This is a genomic window from Streptococcus oralis (assembly GCF_964238205.1).
In the GTDB taxonomy this organism is placed as follows: Bacteria; Bacillota; Bacilli; order Lactobacillales; family Streptococcaceae; genus Streptococcus; species Streptococcus oralis_CZ.
This window is the reverse complement of the sequence record NZ_CAXSLF010000001.1, coordinates 441,792-458,959: the sequence shown is the minus strand read 5'-3', so window position 1 is coordinate 458,959 and position 17,168 is coordinate 441,792. Positions and strand designations below refer to the sequence as shown.

Sequence of the window (17,168 nt, the reverse complement as noted above, 5' to 3'; positions counted from 1 at the left end):
TTTATCTAGTAGTGTTTAAAAATTGAGGAGGATATTTTTTTAAAACAAAATGCAAACGCTTACTTGGTAAACTGAAAGGAACAAAAAAATCGATGGATAAAGGATTATTTGAAAAACGTTGCAAATATAGTATTCGGAAATTTTCATTAGGGGTTGCTTCTGTTATGATTGGTGCAGCTTTCTTTGGAACTAGCACTGTTCTCGCAGATTCTGGACAAACAGGTTCAACAGCGAATATGCCAGCTGATTTGGCGGCAGCTCTTGCCAATGCTAAAGAGGATGATGGGCATGACTTTGAAGCGCCAAAACCTGGTGAAGATCAGGGTTCTCCTGAAGTAACTGAAGGACCAAAGACTGAAGAAGAATTGCTGGCAAAAGAAAAAGAAACTGCAACTGCAACAAGCTCAGCAGCTTCAGATACTCTTCCTGAAGAACTACGTGGAAAACTTGATAAGGCTGAAGAAAATGGCCGCACTGCCTCAAAAGAAGAACTAGAAAAAGAAGATAAAAGCTTAGTTCCAGAAGAAGTAGCTAAAACAAAAAATGGAGAATTAAACTACGGTGCGACTGTCGAAATTAAAAGCTCTGCTGGGCTCGGTAGTGGTATCGTTATCGGGGAAAATCTCGTTTTGTCTGTTTCTCATAACTTTATCAAAGATGTTCCAGATGGCAATAATCGTAAGGTAGCTGATAATGTTGAAAGTGATGACGATGTTTATACAATTTCTTACCAAGGCGCTCCAGACGTTAAATTCAGTAAAAATGATGTAAAACACTGGGACCGTGAAGGATTCCTCAAAGGATATAAAAATGACTTGGCAATCGTTAAGCTTCGTACACCTCTTGCAAATGCACCAGTTGAAGTGACTGACAAGCCTGCTACAACTAAGGTAGGAGATAAGGTTCATGTATTTGGCTATCCAAAAGGCGAACTTGATCCGATTTTGAATACAACTGTTGAGGACATTAATAATCACGGAGAAGGTGTTCGTGGAATTAGCTATCAAGGAAGTGAACCAGGTGCTAGTGGTGGCGGTATTTTCGATGAAAATGGGAAATTGATTGGTATTCACCAAAATGGTGTATCTGGTAAACGTAGTGGAGGTATTCTCTTCTCACCTGCTCAGCTAGAGTGGATTCAAAACTACATCAAGGGTATTGAAACAACGAAACCAGCTGGTCTAGATGCTCTCGATAAACAAGTTGAGGACAAGGAAGAAAAACCAAAAGAGGATAAACCTAAGGAAGATAAGCCAAAAGAAGAAACACCAGCAGAAAATAAACCTGCTGAAAACAAGCCAGCAGAAAATAAACCAGCAGAAAATAAACCTGCTGAATCAAAAGAAGTTTCTCCAGAATGGAAAACAGTTGAAAATAAAGACCAACAGGGAACTGTAACGATCCGTGAAGAAAATGGAGTTCGTTACAACCAACTAGCTTCAACTGCTCAAAATGACAATGGTAAGAAACCAGCCTTGTTTGAAAAAGATGGTTTGACAGTCGATGCTAATGGGAATGCCACAGTTGATTTGACCTTTAAAGAAGAATCTGAAACAGGTAAATCTCGCTTTGGTGTCTTCATGAAATTCAAAGACACTGATAACAACGTTTTTGTAGGTTATGACCAAGGCGGATGGTTCTGGGAATACAAGTCAAATGGCAGTGGACTTTGGTACCAAGGTGGACGTGTTGCAGCACCGGTAAATGGTTCTGTTAACCACTTGACGGTCAGCCTTAAATCAGATGGACAACTCAATGCAACTAACAATGATGTCAAACTCTTTGACACAGTGACCTTGCCATCTGCAGTAAATGACAAACTCAAAGATGAGAAGAAAATTGTTCTTAAAGCTGGAACTTATAACAGTAGCGAACGAACAATTGTCAATGTCAAAACTGATGACCAAGAAGGTGTGAAAAACAATCAAGAAGCCGCTGAAAAAGAAAAGGGAAATACAGTGGATGATAGCAATGTCAAGTACGATACTATCGAATCTACAGTCTTAAAAGCAGTCATCGACCAAGCCTTCCCACGTATTAAAGAATATGTCCTTAATGGCAATAAACTTCCAGGTCAAGTGCAACCAATTAATCAAGTGGTGATTAACAAGCACGCTGTGACTCCTGAAGTTACCTATAAAAAGGTCAACGCAACGACTGCCGAGTATGACATGAAACTCCGTGATGAGAAAAACCTCATCAATGCAGATATGACCGTTCGTTTGCAAGTAGTGGACAACCAACTTCACTTTGATGTGACTAAGATTGTCAACCATAACCAAGTGACACCAGGACAAAAGATTGATGACGAACGTAAATTACTTTCTTCCATCAGCTTCCTAGGAAATGCCTTGGTATCTGTTTCTAGCGAGCAAGCAGGAGCTAAGTTTGATGGGGCAACCATGTCAAACAACACTCACGTCAGTGGTGATGACCATATCGAAGTAACAAACCCAATGAAAGAATTAGCCAAAGGCTACATGTACGGATTTGTTTCAACAGATAAACTCGCTGCTGGTGTATGGAGCAACTCACAAAATAGCTATGGTGGTGGTTCTTACGACTGGACACGTTTGACAGCTTACAAGAATACGATTGGCAATGCTAACTATGTGGAAATTCATAGCTCTGAATGGCAATGGGAAAAAGCCCACAATGGAGTTGTCTTCCCAGCATACACTCAAGAACTTCCAAGTGCAAAAGTTGTCATCACTGAAGATGCTAATGCTGACCATAAGGTTGACTGGCAAGATGGTGCCATCGCTTACCGTAGCATCATGAACAACCCTCAAGGATGGGAAAAAGTTAAAGACATTACAGCTTACCGTATCGCTATGAACTTTGGTTCACAAGCGCAAAACCCATTCCTCATGACCTTGGATGGTATCAAGAAGATCAACCTCCACACCGATGGTCTTGGTCAAGGTGTACTTCTTAAGGGATACGGAAGTGAAGGACATGACTCTGGTCACTTGAACTACGCGGACATCGGTAAACGTATCGGTGGTGTTGAAGACTTTAAGACTCTTATTGAGAAAGCTAAGAAATATGGTGCCCATCTCGGTATCCACGTCAACGCTTCAGAAACCTATCCAGAGTCTAAATACTTTAATGAAGATATTCTTCGTAAAAATGCAGATGGTAGCTATAGCTACGGTTGGAACTGGCTTGACCAAGGTATCAATATTGATGCTGGTTATGACCTCGCTCATGGGCGTTTAGCTCGTTGGGAAGAGTTGAAGAAGGAATTGGGTGAAGGTCTAGACTTCATCTATGTCGACGTATGGGGTAACGGTCAATCAGGTGACAACGGTGCCTGGGCAACTCACGTTATTGCGAAAGAAATTAACAAACAAGGTTGGCGCTTTGCTATTGAGTGGGGCCATGGTGGTGAATATGATTCTACCTTCCAACACTGGGCAGCTGACTTGACCTACGGTGGCTATACAAATAAAGGTATTAACAGTGCCATCACTCGCTTTATCCGTAACCACCAAAAAGATTCTTGGGTTGGTGACTACAGAAGTTATGGTGGTGCAGCTGACTACCCACTTCTAGGCGGTTATAGCATGAAGGACTTTGAAGGATGGCAAGGACGAAGTGACTATAACGGTTATGTAACAAACTTGTTTGCTCATGACGTTATGACTAAGTACTTCCAACACTTCACAGTAAGCAAATGGGAAGATGGCAAACCAGTAACCATGACTGACAATGGTAGTACCTATAAATGGACTCCAGAAATGAAAGTCGAATTGGTTGATGCTGCAAATAACAAGGTTGTGGTAACTCGTAAATCCAATGATGTCAACAGTCCACAATATCGTGAACGAATTGTTACACTTAACGATCGTGTGATTCAAGATGGTTCAGCCTATTTGACACCTTGGAACTGGGATGCAAATGGTAACAAGCTTGAAAGTGACAAGGAAAAAATGTACTACTTCAATACTGAAGCAGGAGCAACAACTTGGACACTTCCTAGCGACTGGGCAAATGGTAAGGTTTACCTTTATAAACTAACTGACCAAGGTAAGACTGAGGAAAAAGAAGTTGCCGTGAAAGACGGTAAGATTACCCTTGATCTCACTGCAAATCAGCCATATGTTCTCTATCGTTCTAAACAAACAAATCCAGAAATGTCATGGAGTGAAGGAATGCACATCTATGACCAAGGATTTAACAGTGAATCTTTGGATCATTGGAAGATTTCGGGAGATGCTTCTAAGGCTGAAATCGTCAAGTCTCAAGGTGCAAACCAAATGCTCCGCATCCAAGGCAATAAAGAAAAAGTTAGTCTCACTCAAAAATTGACTGGCTTGAAACCAAATACTAAATACGCAGTGTATGTCGGTGTCGACAACCGTAGTGATGCTAAAGCAAGTATTACTGTTAATACTGGTGAAAAAGAAGTAACCAACTACACTAACAAGTCACTAGCACTTAACTATGTAAAAGCCTATGCTCACAATACTCGTCGAAGCAATGCAACAGTTGATAACACAAGTTACTTCCAAAATATGTATGCTTTCTTCACAACAGGTTCAGATGTATCAAATGTAACCTTGACCTTGAGTCGTGAAGCAGGCGATGAGGCAACTTACTTCGATGAAATTCGTACCTTTGAAAATGAATCAAATATGTACGGAGACGGTCACGATACTGCAACAGGCGTCTTCAAACAAGACTTTGAAAATGTTGGTCAAGGTATCTTCCCATTTGTCATCGGTGGTATCGAGGGTGTTGAAGATAACCGTACTCACTTGTCTGAAAAACATGCTCCATACACACAGCGTGATTGGAATGGCAAGAAAGTTGATGATGTTATCGAAGGAAATTGGTCACTCAAGACAAATGGACTTGTAAGTCGTCGTAACTTGGTTTACCAAACAATTCCACAAAACTTCCGCTTTGAAGCAGCCAAGACCTATCGTATTACATTTGACTATGAAGCTGGATCTGACAATACTTACGCCTTTGTAGTCGGTAAGGGAGAATTCCAATCTGGACAAGCAAGTAATTTGGAAATGCATGAATTGCCAAATACTTGGACAGATTCTAAGAAAGCGAAACGTGCAACCTTCCTAGTAACAGGTGCAGAAACTGGCGATACATGGGTAGGTATCTACTCTACAGGCAATGCAAGCAACACTCGCGGAGACTCAGGTGGTAATGCTAACTTCCGTGGCTACAATGACTTCATCATGGACAGACTTCAAATCGAAGAAATTGTCTTGACTGGTAAGATGATGACAGAAAATGCTGTCAAAAACTATCTTCCAACTGTTGCTATGACCAACTACACTAAAGAAACAATGGATGCTTTGAAAGAAGCTGTCTTCAACCTCAGCCAAGCAGACGATGATATCAGTGTAGAAGAAGCTAAGTCTGAAATTGCTAAGGTCAATGCTCTTAAAGATGCTTTGGTGATGAAGAAAACAGCTCTTGTAGCAGATGACTTTGCAAGTCTTACAGCTCCTGCTCAGGCTGGTGAAGGTCTTGAAAATGCCTTTGATAGCAACGTGTCAAGTCTATGGCATACATCATGGAGCGGAGGAGATGTTGGTAAACCTGCAACTATGGTCTTGAAGGAACCAACTGAAATTACTGGCTTCCGTTACGTTCCACGTGGTTCAGGATCAAATGGTAACTTGAGAGATGTCACTCTTGTGGTTACTGATGAAACAGGTAAGGAACATACCTTCAATGCAACCAATTGGGCTAACAATAATAAACCAAAAGATATTGACTTTGGTAAGACTATCAAGGCTAAAAAGATTGTTCTAACTGGAACAAGAACCTACGGTGATACTGAAAACCAATATCAATCAGCTGCAGAATTGATCTTCGCTCGTCCACAGGTTGCTGAAACTGGTCTCGATACTACAGCCTATGAAGCAGCCTTGGCTAAAGCTCAAAAATTGACTGATAAGAGTAATCAAGAGGAAGTAGCAAGTGTTGTTGCCAGCATGAAATTTGCAACAGATAATCATCTCTTGACAAATAGAATGCTTGAATTCTTTGCAGATTATCTCGACCAGTTGAAAGACCAAACACCTACCCCAACTCCAGATCCAGAACCAACTCCAGAACCTAAACCTGAAACTCCAACATCAAGCAAGGGAGACGAAGCTGCGCCAGTTGTTGACCTTCCAGAATTTACAGGTGGTGTAAATGGCGCTGAAGCAGCTATCAATGACCTTCCAGAGTTTACTGGAGGAGTGAACGCAGCTGAAGCCGCTGTTCATGAAGTTCCAGAGTATAGTGAAGTTGAAGGAACCGCAGGAAATGAAGTAGCTATCCATGAAGTTCCAGAATTTACTGGAGGTGTGAATGCAGCTGAAGCCGCTGTACACGAAGTTCCAGAGTATACAGGTGCAATCGGAACAGCAGGTGACCAAGCTGCACCTACAGTAGACAAACCAACTGAAGGTGTTCGTGTCTTGTCAGATAAGACTACAGGAGTTGTAGTTGCAGGACTTGCAAGAGATTTGGCTACGGATCTTGATCTTAAAGTTCAAAAAGTAACAGACCAAAGTCTACAAGGTGTGAAATTTGATGCTTATGCTCTTCATTTGGTTGATAAAGATAAGCATGAGGTTCAAGCGAAGGGTGTAGTGCTCGTTCGACTTCCAGTTTCTGGTGAAGTAGCTGGAGTATATTACACTGCATCGGGTGAAGCAGTAAGCTTTACAAATGGTCAAGGTGTAGTTGAGTTTACAACTAGTCAGCTAGGACATTTTGCAGTAGTTTATAAACAAGTTTCTAAACCACAAACGCCATCAGTAGGAGAGCCAGGACATAAACCACAAACTCCATTAACTGAGGAACCTGGAAGTCAAGTACAGACTCCATCAACAGAGAAACTGGATCATAAACCACAGGATGCTGCAGTACAAAAACTTGATCAGAAATCAGTTGATACTGCTAAACCAGAAATGAAGGAAGTAGCAGCTAAACAAGAAGCGAAGGATAAACTTCCAGAAACTGGTACTAGCAAGTCAGAGCATCTCTTCTTCCTTGCCAGCCTCAGTCTAGCAATGTCTGCTCTATTTCTTGCAAAAAGAAAAGAAGATTAAAATACAAAAAAGTTTTCATTAAAAGAGAGCTTAGACTCCACATTCATTGTCGTGGAGAAAAAGAAAACCCAGAGAGGACCCTCTAGGTCCTCTCTTTTTCTAAAGAAGAATGAGAGCGCTTACCACTTGTGAGCGTATGAAAGGAAATAGGAAAAAATGGGAAAACATTTTTTTGAGAAACGGTGTCATTACAGTATACGTAAATTTACAATCGGCGCAGCTTCTGTTATGATTGGTGCCAGTATCTTTGGAGCTGGTATGGTTCAAGCTGCTGAAACAGAAGGAACTGCTGAGACAGAAGGAACAATAACACAGGCTCAGCCTCTGGATAAACTACCAGCAGATATAGCAGCAGCTATTGAAAAAGCAGAAGCAAGTGCTGGAACTGTGGATGAACAACCTGCAGCGTCAGAAACTGAAGCAACTGCAGCTGAAACAACTACTCCAAAACCAACTGAAACTCCTGCTCCTAAGGAAGAAGTGGCTTCAAAACCAGCTACAAATCCAAAAGAGGAAGTAGCTTCTGAGGCGAAACCAGCTGCAAGTCCTGTGACTAAAGATGTAGTAGATACACCAGATGTCAATCATTTAGAAAAGGCGACTGCTACAGCATCAAACCATGAAGCCAACACACAATACACAGCAGAAAAGGCGATTGACGGAAAACCTGATACTCGTTGGGCAACTGACCAAAACGTTGAGAAACCAACAATCGAATTTACTCTTGAAAAGACAACAGTGATTAAGCATGTTGAGATTGATTGGGACCGCCGCGTTCGTGGTGAACAAAATGATCCAAATATCAAATCATGGAACCTCTATTACGCTGGCCAGGATGAGGTGAATGGTTCAGGAGTTAAAGAATGGAAGTTGGCTTATCAAAGAACAGGGAATCCTCTTCTTGATGAAAAAATTGACTTGAAAGAAGCTATCCAAGCTAAATATCTCAAACTTGAAATTACAGACTATCAAGCTGGTACAATGAATTGGAAAAATGTTGGGATTCAAGAAATTCGAGCCTACTCAAACATTCCAGACGCTAGCAAACCAACAGATATTCGCCAAGTTACAGAATTAGCTGTTGCTGAAGATGGGAAATCACTTGTTTTACCTAAATTACCAGGTCAAGTAAGCTTAATTGGTAGCAACAAACAGGGTGTTGTTGACCTAAATAACAAAATCTATAAACCCTTAACAGATCAAACTGTTAAGGTCATGGTCCAACAAGTCAAGGATACTCATACCTTCACAAAAGAATTTGAAGTCCTTATTAAAGGATTACATGCAGACGAAGGCGTTGGCACTAAACCAGCAGTTGCTCCAGCAGTTCAACAATGGTATGGAACTGAAGGCAAAACTTCTATTACAGCTGATACTGTGATTTCAGTTGGCGATTCTGGATTTGGTCAAGAAGCTAAATTCTATCAGACTGACCTTGAAAGTCGTGGGCTAAAAATCGCTACAGGTGATCAAACAGCTCAAAAACGGATTGAATTTAAAAAGGTTGAAGATAAGGGTTATGGTAAAGAAGGCTATGGTATCACTGTAAAAGATGGTGTTATTACTGTAGAAGCTGCAACCAACGCAGGAGCCTTTTACGCAACTCGTACTCTTCTACAAATGGGCGAAAATGATTTGCAAAACGGAGAAATCCGTGACTTCCCAAGCTTTAGCCACCGTGGCTTTATGCTAGACACAGGTCGTAAGTTTATTCCTTATGATACGCTTGTAGACATCATGCTCAACATGGCTTACTACAAGATGAACGATCTTCAGTTGCACTTGAATGATAACTATATCTTCTTAAAAGATCACTTGGCTGGTAAAAATCTTTCTCAAGATGAAGAACTAGACTATGTCCTCAAAAAAGCTAAGACAGGCTTCCGTGTAGAGACTGATGTTGTTGGTAAAAATGGTGAAAAATTAACATCTGACGAGCATTACACTAAGGAAGAAATGCAAGAAATCATCAAGTTGGCCAAAGCTTTACATATCAATCTTGTTCCTGAAATTGACACACCAGGTCACGCCCTTTCATTTGTTAAAGTTCGTCCAGACTTGATGTATAAAGGTCAGCTTAGTGCGAGAAAACATAATGTAGAGCGTGTGGCTATGCTAGATTTGGATAACAAGTACGAAGAAACTCTTGCTTTTGTCAAATCAGTCTATGATAAATTGCTCGATGGTGAAGACGCACCTCTCCATGGCGTATCTACAGTTCATATCGGTACAGATGAATATTATGGAAATCCAGAAAGCTATCGTCGCTATGTCAACGATATGATCCAGTACATCAAAGGCAAAGGTTTGACACCGCGTATTTGGGGTTCCCTCAGTGCCAAACAAGGAACTACACCTGTAGATTGGAAAGATGTAGAAGTTGATATCTGGAGTATTGGTTGGCAACGTCCAGCGGCTGCAATTGCTCAAGGTGCTAAGATTATCAATATCACAGATATTCCAACCTATAGTGTTCCAAGTGGTAGCAATAGTCAAGGTGGATATGGAGATTATGCAAACTATGAAACACAATACAATCGCTGGACACCAAATGACTTCTCAACAGGTGGAGGACCACGCTTAGAAGCCTCTAATCCAAATATCCTTGGTGGTGGTCATGCAGTATGGAATGATAATATTGACCTCCATGAAACTGGACTCACTTCTTATGATATCTTTAAACGCTTCTTCAAGAGTATGCAATCAACTGCAGAACGCACTTGGGGTTCAGACCGTGCAGCCAAGACCTATGCAGAACGTGTTCAACCAGCAAGTGTTTATGCACCTCAATCTAATCCAGATAAGACCGTAGCTGAAGAAGACTTGTTCAAGATTAATCCTGAGACTGTCAAAGATTATCTTGCTAAGAAAGTACAGAAGACTGAAGCAGGTTTGAATTTCGAAAAAGATAGCACTATCGAAGGCCTAGTTGGTGATGCTGGACCAAGTCATGTCTTGAAATTGGATGTGACAGTGACTGGTGATGGCGAGCAAACCTTCTCAACAAGCGGAAACAATCAACTCTATCTTGCGGACAAAGATGGCTACCTTGCCTATACTTTTGAACAATTCCATATTCAATTTAACAAGAAACTTGAAAAGAACAAACGTTATCAAATTTCTGTCGTAACCAAACCTCAAGTGACTGAAGTTTATGTGGACGGTGAAAAGGTTGAACGGATTGCAAATCCAGCTAATCCACGTTTGGCTCATAATAGCTTAGTCTTACCACTTGAAACAATTGGTGGCTTCAAAGGAATCTTGCATAGTGCTGAGTTGTCAAATGAAGCATTTGTAAACCCACGTTTGATTCCAAATGATCATTTTACAGTTTCTGCAACAAGTCAAGAATTACCAGGAACCAATGCAGAAGGTCCAGTCGAAAAAGCCTTTGACAATGATCCAAATACCTTCTGGCATTCAAAATGGTCTGGTCATCAGGCTCCATTTACAGTGGCAATGAACTTGAAAGCAGCTGAAACAGTTAATGGTTTGACTTATCTTCCACGTCCAGGTGGAGGCAACGGTGTTGTGACATCTTATGAAATCTATGCTCAAAAAGATGGTCAAATGGTTAAAGTTGCTTCAGGAAATTGGGAAAACAATGCCAAAGAGAAAACAGTTAACTTTGATGCCATTGAAACCGATAAGGTAGAATTTAAAGTTCTAGCTGGTGCTGCAGGATTTGGTAGTGCTGCAGAAATTCAACTTCTGAAACCAGTTTCTACTAACAAGGTGGAAGAGCCAGTTAGTCCAGAGAAACCTGTGACACCAGAAAAACCTGAAACTCCAGAAAAACCTGTGACACCAGAAAAACCTAAAGTTGAGGAAATGGGCGATGGTACAACTGAACTTGCTGATAGCTTTGTAGCTACGAAACCTACAAGTGACGAAGCAGTTGCCGCAGCAGCCCAAAGTCAGGATTATCTCAAGAAAGAGTACAAGGTCTTCCCAACACCACAAAAAGTAACTTACGATGAAGGTGTTACGAAACTCCATAAACAAGTCAATCTTGTCATGGGTGATCAATTAGATATCTATACTCGTAATCGCTTGAAGAGTGTCCTACAAGATCATCAAATCTCATACACAAGCAGTCAAACAGCAGTGGCAGGTGCTACCAACATTTACCTTGGGGTTCATGGTCAAAATTCACAGGCTGAAAAAGAAGTGTCTGGCATTTCTCAAGGACTCTTTGATAAGATTGATGCCTATGCCTTGTCAATCAAGAACAATACAATCTCTATCGTCGGTAAGGATACAGATGCTGTCTTCTACGGTTTGACAACTCTCAAACACATGCTTAATGAAAGTGAAGCTCCAGTCTTGCGTAATGTAACAGTTGAAGACTTCGCTGAAATTAAGAACCGTGGCTTTATCGAAGGATACTATGGTAACCCTTGGAGCAATGCTGATCGTGCTGAGTTGATGCGTTATGGTGGTGACTTGAAGTTGACTCAATACTTCTTTGCACCAAAAGATGATCCATACCACAACAAGAAATGGCGTGAACTTTATCCAGAAGAAAAATTAGCAGAAATCCGTGAATTGGCGCGTGTCGGAAACCAAAACAAGACTCGTTATGTTTGGACCATTCACCCATTCATGAACAACCGTATCCGTTTTGGCAACGATGCTGACTACCAAAAAGACCTTGAAACAATTAAAGCTAAATTCACTCAATTGATGGATGTCGGTGTTCGTGAGTTCGGTATCCTAGCTGATGACGCTCCAAGTCCAGTTGGTGGCTACAATAGCTACAACCGCTTGATGAAGGACATGACAGACTGGTTGACTGAAAAACAAGCAACTTATGTTGGTCTTCGTAAGGAAATGATCTTCGTTCCAGGTCAATATTGGGGTAATGGACGTGAAGATGAGTTGAAATCTCTAAATGAAAACCTTCCAACTTCAACTTCTATGACCCTTACTGGTGGTAAGATTTGGGGTGAAGTGTCTGAAAGCTTCCTCTCTAACCTTAAGAATAACCTGACTGCAGGAGGTAAGACCTACCGACCAGTTTCTCTATGGGTAAACTGGCCTGTTACAGATAACTCTAAACAACACTTGATTTTGGGTGGCGGTGAGAAATTCCTTCATCCAAATGTAGATCCAAGTCTCCTTTCAGGTATCATGTTGAACCCAATGCAACAATCTGAGCCTTCTAAGATTGCCCTCTTCTCAGCAGCCCAATATGCATGGAAACAATGGAAATCAGAAGAAGAAGCTAAGAGAGTGAATGACATCGCCTTCAACTTTGTTGAAAACGGTAAGTTTACAGATAGTGAAACATCTCTTGCCTTCCGTGAACTTGGTAAACACATGATCAACCAAAACATGGATGGTCGTGTTGTGAAATTGGAAGAGTCTGTTGAACTTGCACCGAAATTAGATGCCTTCATGACTAAGCTAAAAGCTGGTCAAGATGTCGGTGCAGAGCGTGAAGGCTTGCGTGCAGAATTTGCTAAACTAAAAGCAGCAGCTCAACTTTATAAAGCATCTGGTGATGAAAAGATGCGTGCTCAAATCCACTATTGGTTGGATAATACCATCGACCAAATGGACGCCTTGAGTGCTCTTCTTGATGGTACAGAAGCTATCGAAAAGAACGATTCTGCAAAACTTTGGGATAGCTACTATAAGGGCTTGAAACTCTATGAACAGTCTCAAACTTATACCTTCCATTATGTCGATCATGATGAGAGAGCTGAGTTAGGTGTTCAACATATCCGTCCATTCTTGCTCGGACTTCGTGAAATCCTCGCAACAGAAGTTCAAAAAGCCTTGCATCCTGACCAAGTGATTAGTACCTTTATCACAAACCGTACAGGTGTAGAAGGTGGACTTGCTGAAGTGACTGACGGTGATTTGGGAACACATGCTTTGATCAAATCACCAAACAGCATTCAAACTGGTGACTACATTGGTTTGAAATTTAACAAGGCTGTTCCAGTTCAAAACTTGACCTTTGCAATGGGCACTCAAGCAAATCCTCGCGATACCTTCAACAACGCGAAGGTTGAGTATCTCAATGAAAATGATGAGTGGGTAACCCTTTCAGAACCAAGCTACACTGGTAATGAACCTCTGCTTAAGTTTGAAAACCTCAACATTAACGCCAAAGCTGTTCGTATGATTGCGACTTCAGATCGTGATAATACTTGGTTTGCTGTACGAGAAATTGCTGTGAACCGCCCTGTAGAAGTTACTCGTGCTAAACAGTCAGCTACTGTGACTATCAGTCCAAATCTTATGTACAAGTACAACACAACAGTTGGTCAGATTACAGACGGACGTGATAATACTGAAGCCATGCTTGCAAATGCTGATAGAACAGACACAACTCCAGTCAATAGTTGGGTACAACTTGACTTGGGTGAAGTCAAACCTGTGACTAAGGTTCGTTTGGTTCAAGGATCAGGAGATAAATTGGCAGAAGGTGTTCTTGAATATTCTGCAGATGGTAGCTCATGGCAAGAGTTGGATCGCTTGACTGGCGAACAAACAAAAGAAATCGAAACTCCAATTTCAGCTCGCTACGTTCGTGTTCGCAATACTAAGAACATCAACCTATGGTGGCGTATCGCTGACTTCTCAGTTGAAACACGTGCAGGCAATAGCGAATTGACTGATACAAACGTTGAGAGCTTGAAGTCAACTCCAGTTTATGACAGCCTAGGCCGTTATGACCTTCAAATTCCAAGCGGAACTAAGCTTCCAGCTCATAGCTACTTGGGTATGAAACTTGATCGTCTACACCAAGCTGAAAGCATTCAAGCACTTGGTACAGAAAATCCATCTCTCAACTTGGAATACTCTCCAAATGCCCAAGAATGGTATCCAGCTGATCAAGTGACTGATAAGTCCTTGGTACGTTATGTTCGTTTGGTTAATAAGACTGACCAAGAACAAGCAGTGACAGCAACTTCTCTACTTGTTCAGACAAAAGAAGTTCAGCCAACCACACTTGATTCTACATCAATGGGAATCCACCAAACATACGGTAGAAACGACGTTCGTAAGATCAAGAACTTGGATCAGTTGTTTGACGGTGTCTACAATAACTTTGTAGAGTTCTCAGACTATGCTCGTAAAGACGGTCATATTACCTTGAAACTTGGTAGCGAACGTGATATTAAGAAGATTAGAGCTTACATCCAAGACGGCACTCAAAACTATCTCCGTGATGGTAAGATTCAAGTCAGTCAAGATGGCAAGACTTGGACGGATGTTGTGACAGTTGGTGACGGTGTTGCTAATGAAACACGTGATGACTCCTTGACAGATGGCTGGACACATGATTCTAAGATGCCAGGAAATCGCTATATCGAGGGTGAACTTTCAAGCCCAGTTAAAGCTAACTATCTCCGTGTTCTATTTACAGCAGACTATGATGCTCGTTTTGTAGGATTCACTGAGTTGGTGATCAATGATGGCGAATTCGTGAAACCAATCAATGACCCAACTGTAGAAGGAAACAGCGGTGAAAGCCAAGGCAACCTTTACACTAACCTTGTAGATGGCAAAGTATTGACAAGCTACAAGGCTGAGAAAGAACAAGGTGAGCTTGTCTACCACTTGTCAGAACCAACAGACGCAAATCATATCCGACTTGTTTCAAGTATTCCTCAAGGAGTTACTGCACGTGTGCTTGCTCGCACTTTGAAAGCAGATAGAGACGGAGCTTGGACAGAACTAGGTGAAATTACCTCAAGCTTCCAAACATTTGCAGTGAGAGAAAAAGCGCCATTGTTAGATGTCAAAGTTGTTTGGGAAGGTGGCAAACCTGAGTTTTACGAAATGACGACCTTCCACCAAGAGCTTCCAGAAGAACCAGAGAAACCAGCTTTAACTACAAGCAAGGGTGATGAAGCAGCACCAGTAGTAGAAGTCCCAGAATTTACTGGTGGCGTAAATGGTGTTGAAGCAGCTGTTCATGAAGTTCCAGAATACACTGAAGCTATTGGCACAGCAGGTGAAGAAGCAGCACCAGTAGTAGAAGTCCCAGAATTCACAGGCGGCGTGAATGGTGTCGAAGCGGCTATCCATGAAGTTCCAGAGTATACTGAAGCTACGGCAGAAGCAGACAAGCTTCCAGCACCAGTAGTAGAAGTCCCAGAATTCACAGGTGGTGTAAATGGCACTGAAGCAGCTGTCCACGAAGTCCCAGAATATACTGGTGGGGTGAATGGTGTCGAAGCAGCTGTCCATGAAGTCCCAGAGTTCACTGGTCACGTAAATGGATCAGAAGGAACTACTCACGAAGTTCCAGAATTTACTGGAAGTGTGAATGGTTCAGCCCCAACTACACGTGAAACTCCAGCATACACAGATGAGCAGTCTCTTGTAGCTCTTGCTATGTCACAAGATAAGACCTACCAAGCACCTGCAAGTCATCCATACAAGCTCCCAGAAACAGGTACTAAAGAAAATGCTGGCCTTGCAGCCGTTGGTGTTGTAGGTGCACTTCTTGGTATGTTTGCTATGGGAAAGAAAAAAGACGACGAATAAGATGATGTAAAAGCATCTAAGTCATAGAGATTGAATCAAGAGACTAATCTCGATTATAAAAAGCGGACAAAACTAGTTTTCTGATAAACAGAAGCTGGTCTTGTTCGCTTTTTCTTAAAGTGAGGAAGCTGATGGTCATTGAAGTTCTTTGAATAAAACATTCCTAACTCCTGACGAAGTCCTTATACTCAATGAAAATCAAAGAGCAAACTAGGAAACTAGCCGCAGGCTGTACTTGAGTACGGCAAGGCGACGTTGACGCGGTTTGAATTTGATTTTCGAAGAGTATTAGATTGGGTTAAGCCGCAAGCCAATTACTACCATTTAGGATGTTTTGATGACAATTTAAGAAAGAGCAATCTTTTCCTAGAAATAAATGCTAAACTATAATTGTTCCTAAACATGATTTAGTAGATCGGTGGTCTGGTTCAACCCTAAAAGAATAAAACCGATCTTACAAGTTAATCAGAAGAGTATTATTGAATTGGATTTAGAGGTAGCTAGTAGAGAAAAGTAAATCTGAAATTTGATGTTCTCTTGTGAGCAAGACTAAGGAGTTATTCTATTCATTTATTTGTAGAAAGCTTTGGGGAGTATCTATGAAATTTAAGAAATATATCTTTCCTTTAGCACAAGCCTGATTGGGTTTGTATTTATTCGCTAATGGAGGTAGTTTGATCAATTTAGATATTGGGGTTATCCTTGTGTTATTATCTCTGATTAAGGGAGTAGAAATCTATCAAGAGGAAAGAAAACACAGATGAGCTTTCTTAGTAAGTAGAAATGCTGGAGTTAAGGAAAGAAGAGGTATTGATGTGCAAAAGTTGAAAAATATTTTAAAATTTGTAGGAATGATCTTACTGATTATAAATGTAAATACATTTCCCATGAGAATGCTGGCCCTCGAAGATTCTAGTTCTCTATCCTTAAAGTGGACGACTAGTATTGGGTATTTGATAATTGCTACCTTTTTACTAGTTGCTGTTTGGCGACAATACAAAAAGAAAATTTCGAATCAGTAGAAGGCTTTCAAGTTCACATGGAAGGATTTTGGAATAGCCCTTTTATTTTATGTGGCTACTCGAGTCGTAGCGATTGTAGGTACTCTTCTGATCCAAGTGGTTACTGGAAATCCAACATCCGCTAACGATGCGGCCTTGCTGGCTACAAGTGAGCAGGTCACTCGAGTTTTTCCTCTATTTTTCATCGCCTTTCATTTTGCAATTGGTATATTTGCTCCAATCATGGAAGAATTAGTATTTAGAGGATTCTTCAGCCACTATTTTTTTAAAGCTGATCAAAAGTGGTTGAAATTGCTAATAAGTTCTGCTATTTTTGGCTACCTGCATATGTTTTATCCGGTAGAGTTTGTAACTTATTTTTTACTGGGAGTAATATTTTACTTAGCCTATGCTCGTAGAGGAAACATTCTTGATTCTATAGCTGTTCATTTGCTTAATAACGGAGTGCTGGTACTGGTATCTATTCTACACTATCTATTTTTAGTTTTTAGCTAAAATATATTCAAAAAATGATTGGTTGAAAGGCTGATCATTTTTCTGTTGCAAAGATCAACTT

At 41.0% G+C, this 17,168-nt stretch carries 3 protein-coding genes; all 3 read left to right on the top strand.

Features of this window, described 5'->3' with window-relative positions:
* Positions 1-92: 92 nt before the first annotated feature.
* Positions 93-7,079: a SpGH101 family endo-alpha-N-acetylgalactosaminidase gene (locus tag ACESOD_RS02390; protein ID WP_373093773.1), complete on the top strand. Its 6,987-nt coding sequence runs from the start codon at positions 93-95 to the stop codon at positions 7,077-7,079.
* Positions 7,080-7,235: 156 nt separating this feature from the next.
* Entirely contained in the window at positions 7,236-15,590 is an 8,355-nt protein-coding gene (locus tag ACESOD_RS02385; protein ID WP_373093772.1) for an SIALI-17 repeat-containing surface protein, read from the top strand.
* A 1,073-nt stretch (positions 15,591-16,663) separates the two neighbouring features.
* Positions 16,664-17,107 carry a CPBP family intramembrane glutamic endopeptidase gene (locus ACESOD_RS02380; RefSeq protein ID WP_373093770.1) on the top strand — a complete coding sequence of 148 codons (444 nt, stop codon included), beginning with the start codon at positions 16,664-16,666 and terminating at the stop codon, positions 17,105-17,107.
* The last annotated feature ends 61 nt before the right edge of the window (positions 17,108-17,168 follow it).

Bases quoted from the DNA above. Each gene is read 5' to 3' on its own strand.
- ACESOD_RS02390 (WP_373093773.1), top strand. From the start codon at position 93: ATGGATAAAGGATTATTTGAAAAACGTTGCAAATATAGTATTCGGAAA.
- ACESOD_RS02385 (WP_373093772.1), top strand. From the start codon at position 7,236: ATGGGAAAACATTTTTTTGAGAAACGGTGTCATTACAGTATACGTAAA.